At 60.9% G+C, this 15,716-nt stretch carries 10 protein-coding genes; 4 read left to right on the top strand and 6 right to left on the bottom strand.

Annotated elements, in window-relative coordinates; all coding sequences use genetic code 11:
- Positions 1-86 precede the first annotated feature (86 nt).
- Positions 87-977, bottom strand: a complete 891-nt coding sequence (locus ACR9Y2_RS15960) for a serine hydrolase (protein WP_435042395.1) — start codon at positions 975-977, stop codon at positions 87-89.
- A 21-nt stretch (positions 978-998) separates the two neighbouring features.
- Between ACR9Y2_RS15960 and crcB the strand changes: the two genes are divergently transcribed.
- Genes crcB through ACR9Y2_RS15945 form a run of 3 tightly spaced genes read left to right on the top strand, consistent with a single transcriptional unit; the run spans position 999 to position 4,216 of the window.
- Positions 999-1,385, top strand: a complete 387-nt coding sequence (crcB, locus tag ACR9Y2_RS15955) for a fluoride efflux transporter CrcB (protein WP_435042394.1) — start codon at positions 999-1,001, stop codon at positions 1,383-1,385.
- Positions 1,386-1,391: 6 nt separating this feature from the next.
- On the top strand, positions 1,392-1,739 hold the full coding sequence (locus ACR9Y2_RS15950; RefSeq protein WP_435042393.1) for a DUF190 domain-containing protein: 348 nt from the start codon (positions 1,392-1,394) through the stop codon (positions 1,737-1,739).
- Positions 1,736-4,216 carry an FG-GAP-like repeat-containing protein gene (locus ACR9Y2_RS15945; protein ID WP_435042391.1) on the top strand — a complete coding sequence of 827 codons (2,481 nt, stop codon included), beginning with the start codon at positions 1,736-1,738 and terminating at the stop codon, positions 4,214-4,216. The genes ACR9Y2_RS15950 and ACR9Y2_RS15945 overlap by 4 nt, the downstream gene beginning before the upstream one ends.
- A gap of 5 nt (positions 4,217-4,221) precedes the next feature.
- Here ACR9Y2_RS15945 and ACR9Y2_RS15940 read toward each other — a convergent pair whose 3' ends face one another.
- Complete coding sequence (locus ACR9Y2_RS15940) at positions 4,222-6,654, bottom strand: hypothetical protein (protein WP_435042390.1); 2,433 nt, start codon at positions 6,652-6,654, stop codon at positions 4,222-4,224.
- 275 nt (positions 6,655-6,929) lie between these two features.
- Between ACR9Y2_RS15940 and ACR9Y2_RS15935 the strand changes: the two genes are divergently transcribed.
- Positions 6,930-8,543, top strand: a complete 1,614-nt coding sequence (locus ACR9Y2_RS15935; RefSeq protein ID WP_435042389.1) for a CRTAC1 family protein — start codon at positions 6,930-6,932, stop codon at positions 8,541-8,543.
- Positions 8,544-8,640: 97 nt separating this feature from the next.
- Here the strand turns inward: ACR9Y2_RS15935 and ACR9Y2_RS15930 are convergent, their stop codons facing one another.
- From ACR9Y2_RS15930 to ACR9Y2_RS15915, 4 genes are all read right to left on the bottom strand, one after another.
- The gene (locus ACR9Y2_RS15930) at positions 8,641-12,249 is read right to left on the bottom strand and encodes a carboxypeptidase regulatory-like domain-containing protein (protein ID WP_435042388.1); all 3,609 of its coding nucleotides are present in this window, start codon (positions 12,247-12,249) and stop codon (positions 8,641-8,643) included.
- A gap of 175 nt (positions 12,250-12,424) precedes the next feature.
- On the bottom strand, positions 12,425-13,120 hold the full coding sequence (locus ACR9Y2_RS15925; RefSeq protein ID WP_435042387.1) for a tetratricopeptide repeat protein: 696 nt from the start codon (positions 13,118-13,120) through the stop codon (positions 12,425-12,427).
- 76 nt (positions 13,121-13,196) lie between these two features.
- Complete coding sequence (locus ACR9Y2_RS15920) at positions 13,197-14,450, bottom strand: ABC transporter permease (protein ID WP_435042386.1); 1,254 nt, start codon at positions 14,448-14,450, stop codon at positions 13,197-13,199.
- 4 nt (positions 14,451-14,454) lie between these two features.
- Complete coding sequence (locus ACR9Y2_RS15915) at positions 14,455-15,714, bottom strand: ABC transporter permease (RefSeq protein ID WP_435042385.1); 1,260 nt, start codon at positions 15,712-15,714, stop codon at positions 14,455-14,457.
- Positions 15,715-15,716 lie beyond the last annotated feature (2 nt).

Genomic DNA, 15,716 nt, shown 5'->3' with positions numbered 1-15,716 from the left:
ACGGGACCGTGTTGCGCTGACATTGAAAGACGCGCAGAGTTGGAGGATTCCGGATCAGCGATTTTCCGGCACAGGTGCGGACTCGATCAGAACAGCGGATCGGAGACGCGATGGCCATAGCGATTGCTGTTCGCCAGCCGGACGAAGTGGGCGTGCACCACCTCTGCGACATCGCGAATGGGATTCGAAGTTCCGGCCGCCAGGGAGGCCATGACGCTGAGGACGTACGGACGGCCCTCCAGGTAGACGATTCCGGCTTCGGTGTGGACGCCGGGGACTTCTCCCACCTTTGAGGCGATCGGGACCGAAGTGGGCAGGGCCGCGCGGAAGTCTGCTTTGACGAGTTTGAGCAGGTCAATCATCTGGGCGCAGGTGGCTGGCGTCCCCACCTTATTGCGGTAGATGAGTTCGACGAGGCGAGCCATCTCGAGCGGCGTGGAGGTGTTCTCAGCGTCCTTGCGCGCGGATTCGGCGTCCATCATGATGCGCCGCAACCTGGTGTTCGGCAGGCGGAGCTGCAGCATGAGCGCATTCACGCGGTCGATGGTGACCAGCGAGATGACGCGGTTGGTTGCCGTGTTATCGGAATCGCGAATCATCAACGTAAGCAGGTCCGTCAGGGTGAGTTCGACTGGTCCTTGAGCGAGGCGGGCGTCGAGGGTTCCACTGCCGCCGACTGAGTCTTTCGACGTCAGTGTGTACTTGCGGTCGAGGCTGAGGGAACCGGCCTGGATGGCCTGGAAGGCGGTGACCAGGATCGGGATCTTGATCAGGCTCGCCTGGGTGGTGAGCAGGTCTCCGTGCAACGAAAACGTGCGGCCGGATTTGAGGTCGATGGCGGTAACACCAAGGACGCCGTCGAATGCAGCATCGATGGTTTCCAACTTGGAGAGCGTCTTCCTTTCGAGCAGGGCCGGAGGCTCGGTTTGGGCGGACAGGGATAGGCAGAGAAGATAGCAGGCGGCGAGAAGCTTCACGGTCGTAGGATAACTAATGACGTGAGCTACATATGGATTGCCGTCGGAGCCGGCCTGGGTGGTATGCTCCGCTACTGGGTATCGGGCATGGTGGCTCGATTCGGACCGGAGACTTTTCCCTTGGGCACGATGCTGATCAATATCAGCGGCTCGATGTTCATCGGTTTTTTTGCCGCGATCAGCGGGCCGCAGGGACGGCTGCTGGTGGCTCAGAACACGCGGCTGTTCGTGATGACGGGTCTTTGCGGCGGGTTCACGACGTTTTCTTCGTTCAGCCTGGAAACCCTGCGCCTGATGCAGGACAGGCAATGGGGTTTGGCGACCGTGAACGTCCTGGGTTCGGTGGTGTTGTGCCTGCTAGGCGTCTGGCTGGGCAACCAGTTGGCAGCCGGCTTCAACCAGAGGTAACTTCTCATGAATATTCCAGAAGATGCAATTCAGCTGCGGATCTTCCTTGGAGAAAGCGACCGCTGCGGGCACCGGCCGTTGTATGAGGCGATCGTATTGAAGGCGCGGGAGCTGCAGTTGGCCGGCGCAACCGTACTGCGCGGGCCGATGGGCTTCGGACGATCGAGCCGGTTGCATACGGCGAAGTTGGAGAGGTTGAGCGAAGACATGCCGTTCCTGGTCGAGATCGTCGATTCAAAGGAAAGGATCGAGGCGTTTCTACCGGTGTTGGATGGAATGGTCACGGCCGGGTCTTCCAGCGTGCTGGTGACTTGGGAGGGCGTAAAAGTGCTGAGGTATGGAAAGTTGTCATGAGAATTGCCGGACCCTGGGCCGTTTTGCCCCTGTTGCTGGCGGCCGCGGTCCTGGCGCCCGCGCAGGCACCGCCGCAGGAGCCGCACAACGAGATGCGGCACGATCCAGGCCCGGCGCTGCCGGAACGCCCCTCGGCGCTGCGCAAAGCCTTACTGTTGCTGCGTGAAGGCAAGACGGCCGAAGCGCGGGTCGAACTGGATCAGCTGTTGAAGGCCGCTCCTGATGATGCGGAGATCTGGTATCAGATTGCACGATCGCATCTGCTCGACTACTACCGTGAGCGAGACCTGACCAGGCGCCGCATCGCCCTCGGACTGGCCATGGAATCGCTGAACGGGGCAGTCAAAAAGAATCCCGACCACATCCCCGCCCTGCGAGCCAAGGCGATTCTGCATGCCCGGTCTGAGCTCTTGTACTACGATCCGAACCTGGCCTTCGAACTGGCGTCGAAGATCGCCAAGCTGGAGCCCAATGCGAACGGGTATCTGCTGAGCCTGTCGGAATGGATGAGTGGCGAAGTGCGTTTCGTCCAGGAGGGTGGTCACCGCGTGCCGCACGATCCGATGATCGGCATCGACCGCTCAGTCGACCTGCTGGAGCGAGTCATCGACAGCACCATGCCGTATAGCGACGAAGAGGCGGCGGCGCTCTTTATGATGGCCAGCACTCTTTCCAAACGCGGCAATTTCCTGGAATCGAACAAGTACTTTGCGCAGGCGGCGGCACGGTCGAAGTCAGCTGACAAGACAGCGGAGATTCTCCGTGAGGTAGGCGCCAACCTCTATCGCCAGGGGCAGTATGTGGATGCCGCCAGCCAGTTCTACCAGACTCTGCAGTGGCGCATGAATTCGGTCGATCAGTGGCTGTTCTGGATCTCGCTGAAGCAGCTCAAGGGCGGGCTGCCTACTCTTCCAAAGAACGTCATATTCCCGGCAACAGAGGTGAAGATCGATCCGGTGAATCCGCCGTTGCTCGCATTCGCGAATATGGCCCTAGAACTGGGACTGGATCGAAAGGACGGCAACGGCACGGTGGCTTGGGGCGACTACGATGAAGACGGCAAGCTGGACGTGTTCCTGGCCGGTAGCGGCAGTTTCATCGGCGTGTATCACAACGATGGCGGCAAGTTCCACGAGGTAACGGAAGAAGTGGGCCTGGCGAAGGTGCCATCGGGCTACAGCCTGAACCTGATCGACTACGACAACGACGGAAAACTCGACCTGTACATTTCACTGAACGGCTGGAGTGGTCCGCTGCGGAACAAGTTGTTTCGCAATATCGGCGGCAAGTTCGTGGACGTATCCAAGCAGAGCGGAGCCGACGATCCGGGCGATGGGTTCATCTCGCTCTGGGGCGATCTGGACAATGATGGGTTGCTAGATCTGGTCGTAGCCAACGGGGTGCTGAAGGACGGCAGTGTGCCTCAGATCTACCACAACAACGGCAATGGAACGTTCACGAATATCACGAAGGCGGCGGGGCTCGACGAGCCTCCCATCTACGGTGCCATCGGGATTGCTCTGGGCGACTATGACAAGGACGGTAAGCTGGACATCCTGATCAATGGCCTGGAGCCGGCGCCGAACCGCTTGTACCACAACGATGGGAACCTCCATTTCACGAACATGGCCGAGCAGGCTGGCGTCGTGCAGCCCTCACACAACGGCTTCGTCTGCTTCTTCGTCGACTACAACAATGACGGCTGGCCGGACATTCTCACCACCAGCCTGGCCGACTGGAACTCTACGGTGGAGGGCCTGAAGCAGGGCTATGCGCCCGCCAACCTGAAGGCCGTACACCCCGACTCCAACCGCCTGTTCCGCAACAACGGCAACGGCACGTTTACCGACGTGACCTGGGATGCGAAGCTCTACTTCCCCATGGGCACAATGGGCGCGGGGGTGGGCGACTTGGACAACGACGGCTGCATCGATTTCTACTTCGGTACTGGTGACCCGCAGATGAGTCGCCTGGAACCGAACCGGTTCTTCCACAACAACTGCGACGGGACGTTTTCCGATCTGACGAACTACGTCGGTTTCGAGCGGCCCGGGAACAAGGGCCATGGCGTGGCGTTCATCGACATTGATGAAGACGGTGATCTCGACCTGTATGCCCAGCTTGGCGGCCACTATCCGGGCGACTGGGCCAACAACGCGTTCTATCGAAATCTCAAGGGCAACCAGAACAACTGGCTGCAGGTCGACCTGACCGGCGTGAAGAGCAACCGTTTCGCGGTCGGCACGCAGGTGACGGCGAAGATGGGCGCGTTTACCGTGTACCGCGAGGTAAAGGGCAGTGCAGGCTTCGGCTCCACTGAACCGTACCGGGTCCACCTTGGTCTGGCGAAGCACCAGACAATCGACTCGCTGGAGATCCGCTGGCCCAGCGGCCTGGTGCAAAAATTCAGCAGCGTAGCGGCCAATCAGGCCATCGCACTGAAGGAAGGTGACGAGAATTGGAGTAAGGTCCGGTAGCCCGATCAGCGTAGTACCGGCACAATCACGTACGGCGCCTCCACCTCGAAATCAGGGTAGTTCCGTCCATTGCCTTGCTTGTCGATCGCTTCGACGAAGAACATTAGATCCCAGCGAGGATTCACAAACGACGCAGGAATGCTGGCAGTGTACGAGCCTGACTTGGCATCCAATGTCATGGGTAGGCTGTTGTAATCCTCATACTGCGTCAGATGTCGGTAGCGCAGCCGCACAGCGCTCACTCCAGATGGATCATGGACGACCGCCGCGACCTCCAGCGGTTGCCCCAATCTCGCAGGCTCAACAGGCCTGATCGTCACCCAGGGCGGCTGCTGGTCTTTTGGGGCTACGGGTGCGGGCAGCGGCTTCGACTCGCCCATGGCAGCCGGGCGCTGTGCCTGCAATTCGGCGAAGTCATTCTCCAGCTTGCTCAGCTCTTCCTTCCAATGGCGCGGGAAGCCAACGGCGTGAACCCCGAAGGCAAGGTTATCAGTGTAGACGTCTCCGGCCGCCTTCACGATGGAGCGCCAGGCATCCACGGCCTGACGCTCGCCCCGGATGGCGTCGTCGAAGGCTGCCACGCTCCGGGTTTCGAGATACAGGTTGTAGCTGACAGCAGCCAACAACCTGTGCGAGTGATACCGGGCCAAACCCGCCAGGATGCGCAGATCGGTGAGAGAGGTGGCCAGTTCCCTGCCCGGCTTGGATCCTGCTGCCTGCTCGGCCAGGCTGGCCTCGGCTTCGATCGACGCGGCGATCCGTGTGAACCAGGCGCTGGTCTCCTGCGGCCGCCGGCGGGTCGCATGGGTGCCCTGGAGCTGCCGGTGAGCCTCCTCGCGCGGGCTGAGGAACTGCTCGATGTCGGAGCCCTGCAGATCGGCGTACCTGGGCAGGCTCTCCTCGCGCATCATCTCAGCCCACCCGCGAGTTGTGGGGAAAAGCTGGTAGCGGTAGGCAACCGCCACGATGCGGGGCAGCACCTGGCTGGCCAGGTGGAGTCCGCGCATCACGTGCACCCCGGCTCCGGTGCCGAAGCGAACGTCGTACTCACGCTGCCAGGCTGTGATGGGCGTTTCGGGATTGTAGCTGGCACGGCCCCAGACACGGTAGAAATCCCAGTAGCGTTCGAAGTCGTACTCGTAGAACCGGTAATTCGGATTGAGAATCCCGCCAGGCTTCTCGTCGTGAGGGGATCCAAGCATATGGGTGGCGAGCATCTCGTTCACCTCGATGCTGCTGCCGCCATAGAGCCGCGCCGAAGCCGCGAAACGCCGCACATACTCGGGATCGGTCCACAGCAGCAGCCGGCTGGTGCCGCCGTTCCAGAGCCGCCACACCATCTGGTAGCGCTGCGGGTAGGTGAGAAGATCCGCGTAGCCGTGCCGCCGGTCCCTCTGGTTCTGGGTGTTGATATGCGTTGGATGGAAGGGCAGGCCCATCTGCTCCATCCAGTACTTCGTGGTGACACGCGCGTTCAAACCCTGATCCAGGGCATCGAGCACGACCGCGTCCGGCAGGCCCTTGGCTCGCAGATCGACTCGCAGTTCCGGCTTGATCTGATGGATGAAACCGAAGACTTCGTGCCAGAAGGCCTGCATCTCGGACGGTTTCAGCCCGGACTCGTCGTGCATACGGAACTGGATGGCGTCGACATCGGGAAACGTGGCCAGGAAACGGCGTAGCGCTGCCTTCGTATACGGTGCAAGATTCTCGGCATCGAGGCCGGAGACCAAGCCAGGAACCACTTTGCCCGCGTTCTCAGAGGCGCCGGGAATGCCCCCGCCTTGGACGCCCCCGCGATAGATGTGGTCCCAGATCCCGACCGTGATGCGAATGCCCCGCTCGTGCGCCAGCCGCATCACAGTCCGGAAGGACTCGGTATTGCGAGCCTGCTGTGCGGTGGTGATCCCGTTGAAGCGTACCGAGTCAAAGCCGGGCGTATCGAAAAAGTACGGGTAGAGCGGCGCCATGAAACCGCCGTTCTCGTAACCGAAGATGATGACGAAGGAATTGATGCGGCTGGCAGCCAGCAGGTCGAAATATCGCTCCCAGTGGCGCGGGTCGTGCAGCCGTTGTTCGAACAAGGCGCGCTGCATGGTGTACATGGAGACGGCCCGTTCAGCGATGGCGGGTTGCTCCGACAGATTTTCGACAAAGCGGAGCGGGTCGCCGGATGATCCGGCCCACCGGATGCGGTCGGCGGTGTCGAGTGCGGCGTACATGAGTCCGGCCTGATCAGCTCCGCACAGTGACAGGACCGTCTTGCCGTTCTTCAGGGATCTGGCAACCGACAGTGACTCCGCGGGAGCCGGCACCGCCTGCGGGCACGCCCGGCCCATGGCTGACGTGATCGAGACATCCGGCGGCAGAGCCTGTTTCAGCCGGTTGATTGCGTAGTCGGCGGGAGTGAGCAGCAGCGCCAGGGCGAGGGGAAACATCGCGTTGATCGTACTAGAAAGAGGGGCCAAACACTAGAATGGGGGCAGCCCGGCTGGGACCGCCCCCTTGGTTCCCAATTGATCTTCGCAGTTACCACATCAACTTCATGTGGATCTGAATCTGCGCCGCATTCCTGCCCTGGCGCGCACACTGCGGCCAGACACAAGAGTGCGATCGCTATCGCGACTCTTCGTTTCATGCAGACCCCCTGCAATTTGCCATCGGACACGCCGGCGGACAGGGCCGACGATCGCGGCGATAATATCACAAGACCATGCGCAAATGGAGTCTCCTTGCAATCGCTTGCCTGGCCCTGGGCGCCCAGCCTCAAGCCCCCTTCACGGCGGTTGCCCCCGAACTGTCATTCCGGCTTCACAACTCAGCTACGCCGGAGAAGCATCAGATAGAGAGCGTGCCGGGTGGTGTCGCTCTGTTTGATTTCGATGGTGATGGAAAACTCGACATTTACATGGTGAACGGGGCACCTCAACCTTCGCTGCAAAAATCAACACCGCAGTGGTTCAACAGGCTCTACCGGAACCTGGGTAACTTCCGGTTTGAAGACGTAACTCTCAAAGCCGGACTTTCCGGCGAAGGTTACGGGATGGGTGCCGCGGCGGGCGACTTTGACAACGATGGTCACACCGACCTGCTGGTCACCAGTGTTGGCTTCAGCCGCCTCTATCGCAACCGGGGTGACGGCACTTTCCGGGACGTCACGACCAAGGCCGGCATTCCGGCCACAGGCTGGCCGGTCTCAGCCGGTTGGTTCGACTATGACAATGACGGCTTCCTCGACCTGTTCATCGTGAACTACTGCCGCTGGGATCCGGCGACTGAACCGTTCTGCGGTGACGCAAAAGCGGGCTTCCGCACCTACTGCCACCCCAAGAGCTACCCCGGCCTGCCCAACACCCTGCTGCACAACAACGGCAACGGCACTTTCACCGACGTTTCCAGCGGGTCGGGGATTGGCTCGCGGGTGGGCAAAGGGATGTCCCTGGCCTTCGCCGACTACAATGGCGACGGCCGCCTGGACGTCGCCGTGCTCAACGATACAACTCCGAATCTCCTGTACCGCAATGAGGGTGGCGGCCGGTTCACTGAGGTCGGCATGGCTTCCGGTGTCGCCATCATGGACGACGGCAAGGTGGTCTCGTCCATGGGAACAGACTTCCGCGACATCGACAACGACGGCCGCCCCGATCTCTTCATCTCAGCCCTTGCCAATGAGACGTTTCCGCTCTTCCGGAACCTGGGCAACGGCTTGTTCCAGGACGTCACCTACCGCAGCCGGATCGGGGCGGCCACCATGGCATTCAGCGGATGGAGCACGGGGATCTACGACTTCAACAACGACGGCTGGAAGGACATCTTCGTAGCCGCCGGCGACGTGCAGGACAATACCGAGCTATTCTCCGACCGCGCGTCCCGTCAACAGAATCTGGTCCTGGTGAACCGTGGAGACTTGACCTTCGAGGCAAACGCCTTCGGCCCACCCGCCCAGCATCGGGGCGCCGCTTTCGGGGACCTGGACGGCGACGGCCGGGTGGATGCAGTGGTGTCCCGGTTGAGCGGCACACCAGCGGTCCTCAGGAATACCATGGGGACGGCGAACCACTGGATCGCTTTCCAACTGACCGGAAAGAGCAGCAATCGTGACGCAATCGGAGCGCAAATCCACATCGTGTCCGAAGGCCGCAATCAGTACAATCACGTCACCACGGCAGTCGGCTATCTCGGCTCCAGTGAGAAGACGGTGCGGTTTGGGTTGGGCAAGGCAGGCAGGGTGGAAAAGGTGGAGATCACCTGGCCCGGGCCCGGCGGCTCAAAACAGACACTCTCGGGTTTGGATGCGGGCCGTGTGTATACGATAAATCAGCCGTGAAACGGGGAACGGCGACGCTTTCGCGCCGCCGTTCAGTCTGGTAGTTGCAGGGGGTCTGCCTCAACCAGAAACTCTTAATCCCGTACTTCGCCGAGCTTTACCAGAAGGCTTTGATACCCAACTGGATCTGGCGCGGGAAGATATTCTGATTCGTTGCCGTGGACGGGAAGATAGTGCCGAAGTTGGCATTGTTCGGGTCCGTGGTGAACGTTTCGCGGCCGAAGTAGTTGTGGTTGAACAGATTGAACGCTTCGGCGCGGAACTGCACTCTGAATCGCTCGGTGACATTGGTCATCTTGCTGATCGAGGCGTCCAGGGTGAAGGCATGGTGCTTGCGAACCTGGCCTGAGCGGTTGGGCGCATACCGGCTGGGTGCGAAGTTTGCCACTTGCAGCCAGGCATAGTTGCTGAAATCGGTGCCGCAGCCCTTCGCCAACGAATACGGTTGCGGAGCAATGGTCCCGTTGTCCTGCTGGCGCAGCACGCACGGGTTCCAAGCGCGAACCTGATGGGCCTTCCAATCGGTCTTACCATCCCAGCCGCCGCCCGGAGTGCGCGGATCCTTCAACTGGATAGCGTTGCCCGGCAGATCGGTGGGCTCGCCGCTGGAGTTGTTGTAGAACGTGGTCGCCTGCCAGCCGGAAATCAGCTTTTTGGCTAGTCCCGTGGTGCCGGCGCCGAACTTCTTACCTTGCCCGAAGGGCATCTCATACACCGCCGTGAATTTGAACCAGTGCGGGCGGTCGTTGAAGTACAGGCCCTGCTGCATCCGGTCGGCATACGGATCCTGGTATCCCCAACGTTCCACCATCTTGCTGAAGGTGTAATTGGTGTTGATGATCAGGTCGCGGCCTACGCGCTGGCTGTAAGTGACCTGCGCCGAGTTGTACCAGATGTTGGAGTCGTTGCGGCCCTGCTGCAGCAGAGTCCCGTCGAATTGAGGGAACGGCCGCGCCAGGTTGAACCGGCTGACCGTGTTCGCCGTGTAGTAGTTGGTGCCCAGGAACGGAGCCAGCCCCTTGAACGGATTCGTCAACTGCTCGTTGCAGAAGATGGGGCTGCCGCCTTCCATCAGGTTGCAGGTCTTGCGGAAGGCGAGCGATGGAATGTTGTATTCCTTCTCGCCGTTCGCACCGTTCGTCCGGCTGCCGACGTAGGTGACTTCGAGGGTGGCCGTCTGGCCAACCTGCTGCTGGAACCCGAACGAGAACTGGTGGACCTTGGGCGTCGTGAACGTCGGGTCGAACCAGTTGTTATTGCGGCCCACAAACGTGAGCGCCCCGAGAGAGGAGCCTGACGGCCGCGTAATGCCCGCAGGGTAAGGGTTGCTCAGCACATTCGGGATCGGCGTCCGTCCGCCATCGTTGGAATTGACGAGCGGCGTGAAGGCGGAAAAGCCGGCGAACTGCAGGTAATTGTTGTTCGGATTGAGGAAATACAGGCCGTAGCCGCCGCGCATCACCAGTTTGTCCGTCAGTTGATACGCCGCGCCAATGCGAGGCTGCCAGTTGGTCCAGACATTCTTTGAGGCGATTGTCGGCTGCCCGCCAACTCCGGCGAAGTTGAAGCCGCCCGTCAGATTGGCCAGGCTGGGGAACTGCGCCAGCGTGGCTGCCGGGAACAACGAACGCAGGGGGCTGGCGACCTTTGGATCAAACCCACGGTTCATGCGATTCCACTTCTCGTCCGGAGCCTGGTTGAAATCCCAACGCAGGCCGAGGTTCACGGTCAGCTTTCGCGAGACTTTCCAGTCGTCCTGTAGGTAGGGCGATAGATACCACTGGCGGTTGAAGGGGTACAGCGGGTAGTTCAGCGACGAACGGTCCGTTGTGCCGTTCGTGTTGGGGAGACCCAGCAGGAAACTGGCGTACGAGTCGCCGGAAACGGCGTCGCCCTGGTTCCAAACCTGCTGCGTCCAGTCGCGGCGCGAATCCATCTTGAAGATGTCACCGCTGTTCTGCTGGATGTAGTGGATCCTGCGGATGTCGATGCCGGCCTTCAACGTGTGGCTGCCGGCGATCTTGGTCACGTTCGCCGCCAGGTTGTAGTTGTTCGTGATATTGATGCCCTGGCCTCGGCCCAGAGCCGAGTAGCCGTCCATCTGCCAGCGCCCGAAGTAATACGGGCCCGGCAGTTGGCTCACCAGCGAGGCGGGTACTCCCAGTTTCGTGATGTCGAAGCTGGTATTGGCCTGCCCGCGACCGGTTTCAATGAACCGGTTGTACGACAGGCGCACGTTCAGGATAAGCGTCGGAGTGACTGTGCTCACCCAGTCGGCCACGTAGGCATCGTTGATGCGCTGGAAGGGCTGCTGGCCATCCGTGCCAGGCACATTGTCAAGACCATTGACGGCACGGTCTTCCGTACGGTCGTTGGAAGCATGCCGGAAGAATGCGCGGTTTCTGTCCCCGAAGTTGAAGTCGAACTTCAGGATCAGGTTATAGAACTTGTCGTGGTTTACGTAGTTCGGCAGCAGGTGGTTGTTGGTCGAATACGCGAAACCCGCCCTTGTCGGCGTGTTGGGCAGCGGCATGTAGCCGGTAACAGCCTTCGCGACCGGATTGATGCGGTCTGCCGGAATGATGTTGCCCGCGAACGGTGTACGCACCGGATTGCTATTCGAATCCAGCGTGTAGTTCAGGGGATCGTAGATCGTGATCGGGTTGCCGGCCGCGTTCTTCAGTTTCGAGAAGTCGCCGTTGCGCATCTCCTGCTCCGGGTAGGAGTTGGTGAGCGGATTGGGCGTGTTCTCCCGGTAATTCTCAAAGCTGCCCAGGTAGAAGAGCTTCGTCTTCGACTGCTTCGTCAGGATCTTCGGAATGTAGACGGGGCCTTCCAACTGGAAGCCATACTGGTCCAGCAAGTGGTCGGCGCGTTTCGCTCCGACGGCGTTCCCCTGGAATGTATTGGCGTCCAGCCACTTCCGGCGCAGGAACTCCCAGCCGGTCGCATGGAAGTCGGTGCCGCCCGACTTCAGGACGACGTTGAATACACCACCGCCCGTGTGGCCGTACTGCGCGTCATACGAGTTCATCTGGACGTTGAACTCCTGTACCGCGTCTACGATCGGCACATAGGCGATATTGTTGTTGCCCGCCTGGCCGTTGTTCGGAGCGCCGTCCATCATGAACTCGTTGTTCGACTGGCGGCCGCCGTTGACAGACCATTCGGCGATAGCGCCGTTATCAAACGGACGCTGCCAGATGGCTGCACCGCGGAACGTCACACCAGGCATCATGGTGCCCAGCATGAAAGGATTGCGAGCGTTGAGTGGAAGCTCGGAAACCTGCTGCGTGCTCACAATGCCGCTGCGCGATGCCGTTTGTGTCTCCAATAGCGCGGCTTCGCCCGTCACATTGATCGACTCCGTTACCGCGCCGACCTCGAGCGCGATCTCGACGCCCGCGCTCTGGCCCACCTGCAGGGTAATGTGTTCGCGATTGTACTGTTTGAATCCTGCTGCCGTGACGGTTACTTTGTAGTCGCCCGGCCGCAACAGCGGAATGGTGTATGTGCCGGACGCATCCGTTGTCGCAATGTTGGTTTCGTTGGTGCTGAGGTTGGTCGCCTGTACTTTGGCGCTGGGTACGGCGCCGCCGCTGGCATCCAGAACGTGGCCAGATATGGTTGCTCGAAACTCCTGCGCCCACATCGCGCAGACAACCATCTGGAGGCACACAACTAGCTTGCAAATGTACTGTCTCAAATTGGACCCCCTGTAATCTTCATGGACGGAGCCGGCGGACAGGGCCGGTAGTCCTGCGCAGCATGCTATCACAGGGAAGGATCTATCGATAGGACCTTTTGATGAATACTTGTTAATTTTGTTAAGTATAAAACTATCAGTATCTTAGCGAGGTGCAAGGCCTTGCATTCGGAGTCTATTGCTGCTCGGGAAGACCCATTGCAATCGCTGCCATTTCTTCTCTTTCTGCCTCTGGAACACGTCCCAGGCGGCGATAGACCTTGGCTAGCAGAAGACGAGCGACTGTCCTGCCAGGGCTCAGCCGGACGGCCCGCCGCAGAGCTGCGACAGCGTCATCGAGTTGCTCTGATTGCGAGAGCGCAAGCCCCAGTTCATAACTCGCTTCGTGGGTCTCTGGCTCCTGTGCAGGCTGCAGCACCCTCACCGCCTCCGCTGCCCGGCCCTGCCTGATAAGGAACTGCCCATACGCCAGTCGCGCCATCTGCTCCGCCCGATCGTGCTTGGCCACGGCGGACTCGAACCGCTTCTCCGCCGCCTCGTTCCGCCCAAGGGCCTGAAGGCACTGTCCGATCGCCGCCTCGGCCCGCCCCTTGACGGCATCTGTTGCTAACGCCTTTTCCAGCGGGGGCAGCGCCTCTGCATACCTGTCCGTACCGTACAGGTTTCGCCCGAAGTAGTAGCATGCATCCAGCAGCCTGGGCTCCAGCGTGCACGCCTGGCGGAACGGTTCAATTGAATCGCGCAACTGGTTCAATGAGGCGTGAGCGACGCCCAGAGCCTTCCAATACTGCGCATTCTTTGGCGCCAGCCTTGAGGACTCTTTCAGGAAGGCGATTGCTTCGGCCGCGCGGCCTTGCTCCAGTAGGGACACACCGTGCTGATAGGCCTCTTCCGCGGGCGGAGCGGCGAGCAGCAGCGCTAAGAGAACCAGTGCCAGAGCTTCGAGTTTACTCCGTCCGCAACGCCTCGGACGGATCCATGCGGGATGCCCGGATGGCCGGGATGAGTCCGCTGGCAATCCCAACTACCATCAGCACCGAGAACGAGATCAAAAGCGTCATGGGGCGGATGGCCAGCACCAGGTCCCCCTTGCCGCTCTTGTCCTCGAACAGCGCCCCCAGCATCGGCAATGGGGGCAGCGTCCACACCACCGCATACGACAGCAGTACCCCAAAAATTCCCCCGCCGATCGTGAGAACCAGAGCCTCCGCCAGGAACTGCAGGGCGATATGGGTTCGTTTCGCACCCAGAGCCCGGCGCAGCCCGATTTCTCGCGTCCGCTCGTTCACCGAGACCAGCAGGATGTTCATCAGCCCGATGCCGCCAATCGTCAGCGTCAGGAACCCGATGAACACCAGCAGCACCTGCAGCCCGATAGTGAGTCCATCAATGATGGGCCGCAGGTTGGAAGTGCCGAAGCCGGTAATGGCCCGCTTGTCGCTGGGATTGAAGCCCTGCCGCTTGGCGATCGCCGCCCGAAACTGGTCCGTAGCCTTATCCTCAAACATCGGCGCGATCGGCTGGATCACCGCATCACTCACATAGCGCGTATTCCACAGATCGCCGGCTGTCGAATATGGGATGAACGCTGACCGGTCGTCCGGGCCATAGTAGTTCCCGAACTGCATCTTCTTATCCATTACCCCGATCACCGTGAACCGTACGCCCTGCACGGTGACAGTCTCACCGATGGGCGGCCGCCCCGCAAACAGCTTGCCGCGGACCCAATCGCCCAGGAAGATCACCCGCCGCCGCTCTCCGAAATCGTCCTTACTGATCCAGCGGCCATCCAGGGCGACTTCGCTGCGGATCTCCCCAAACTCGGGACACACGCCGCGTACCGGCACGGTCTGCACCCGGTCCTGATACGTCACAGGCACGCGCTTGATGGTCTCCGCGCAGATCATCCGGATCAGGGGCGACTCGGCTTGGGCCGCTTCCAGGTCAGCCAGCTCAAACCGGATCCGCTTCCCCGCCCGCTCGCCGCCGGCGTTCTCGCTCGTCTGCCCCGGGAACAGCACCATCGCCGACTTCGAGAAGTTCTGAAACGTCCTCACCATCACGTCACGGAAGCCGGACCCGTAGGACAGCAGCAAGGTCACGGCCGCAATGCCCCACACGATGCCAAGCATCGTGAGAAAGCTCCGCGTGGGATTACGGCGCAGCGCATCCCAGGCCTGCAGCAGGATCTCTTTCAGCATCCGCCTAGCCTCCAGCCTCGAACCGCAGCGCCTCAATGGGATCGACGCTCGCCGCCTTGATAGCGGGGTAAAGCGCTGAAAGGAATGCAACCAGCCCCAGCAGGCCCACACACGCCGCACCCACCTGCCACGTGGCCCAGAGGCCTGCGAAGTACGGCGGCATCTGCAGCTTGTTCACGAAATGGCACACCATGTGCGCAAAGCCGAGCCCCAGCCCGCCGCTCAGGAATACGATGAAGAACGTCTCCAGGAAGAACATCGTCAGGATCTCGCGCCGCGTAGCGCCCACTGCCTTGCGCAGCCCAATCTCGCGAGTCCGTTCCCGCACCGACACCAGCATCACGTTCATGGTCCCAATGCCACCCAGCAGCAGCGTGACGACCCCCATCGCCCCCAGGAAGTACTTCATCCCGTCGGCCATCGTGGCGAACGCCCGAGACTGCTCCACAGTGTCCCAGATAGCGGCCGCATCCTTGTCTTCAGGATCGAAATTGTGGATGCGCGCCAGGCCGCGGCGCACTTCCGCCACGCAGGTTTCATGCACGTTCAGCGACCAGGCCTTGACGATCATCTGGTCCATCGTGCCGGGCGGAAATGGCGGCGGCTGCGGCAGATCGCGAACCATCGCACCATAGGGGATGAAGACCTTATTGATGTCGCGGCCGTCATAGCTGGAGTCCTGCTCCTTGGTCTTCATCACTCCGATCACTTGGTAAGGGATCCCGTTGATGGTCAACAACTCGCCCAGCGCCTTGCGGCCTTTAAACAACTGCTTGCGCACGTCGCTGCCGATAAAGGCGACGCGGCGTCCCTGGGTGTCGTCCTCCCACGAGAAGAACCTTCCTTCATCTACGGCCAGGGCCCGCAGCCGCTGGTAAGGCGGTTGGGATCCGCTGATGAGCAGCAGCGCCGAGTTGTAGTCGCTCCTCACCGAGACATTGCCGCGCGTCAGTTCCGGGATCACGAATTCGCACGACGGTGTTTGTGGAGCCAGCAGGGTGTGATCGTAGATCGTCCACATCACCCGCCGGCCTGCCCGCTCCCCACCCACTTGAAGGGAAGTCCGCCCGCCAAACACGATGATGATGTCCTCCCCAAACTGGGCGGATACCTGGCGCTGGCCTTCCCGCAAGCCATCGCCCGCGGCCGTCATCAAGGTGATGGACACCACCCCCCAAAGCAGGCCGAACATCGTCAGGCCCGCCCGGAGTTTGTGCGCCAACAGCGTTTGAACCGTGTCCCAGATGAGATCGCGGAACGTCATTC

This window comes from Paludibaculum fermentans, from assembly GCF_051172195.1.
GTDB classification, from domain to species: domain Bacteria; phylum Acidobacteriota; class Terriglobia; order Bryobacterales; family Bryobacteraceae; genus Paludibaculum; species Paludibaculum fermentans_A.
Note: the sequence above shows the minus strand (reverse complement) of the source record. Positions and strands in the feature narration are given on the sequence as shown.

Bases quoted from the DNA above. Each gene is read 5' to 3' on its own strand.
- ACR9Y2_RS15940 (WP_435042390.1), bottom strand. From the start codon at position 6,654: ATGTTTCCCCTCGCCCTGGCGCTGCTGCTCACTCCCGCCGACTACGCA.
- ACR9Y2_RS15950 (WP_435042393.1), top strand. From the start codon at position 1,392: ATGAATATTCCAGAAGATGCAATTCAGCTGCGGATCTTCCTTGGAGAA.
- ACR9Y2_RS15920 (WP_435042386.1), bottom strand. From the start codon at position 14,450: ATGCTGAAAGAGATCCTGCTGCAGGCCTGGGATGCGCTGCGCCGTAAT.
- ACR9Y2_RS15915 (WP_435042385.1), bottom strand. From the start codon at position 15,714: ATGACGTTCCGCGATCTCATCTGGGACACGGTTCAAACGCTGTTGGCG.
- ACR9Y2_RS15935 (WP_435042389.1), top strand. From the start codon at position 6,930: ATGCGCAAATGGAGTCTCCTTGCAATCGCTTGCCTGGCCCTGGGCGCC.
- ACR9Y2_RS15945 (WP_435042391.1), top strand. From the start codon at position 1,736: ATGAGAATTGCCGGACCCTGGGCCGTTTTGCCCCTGTTGCTGGCGGCC.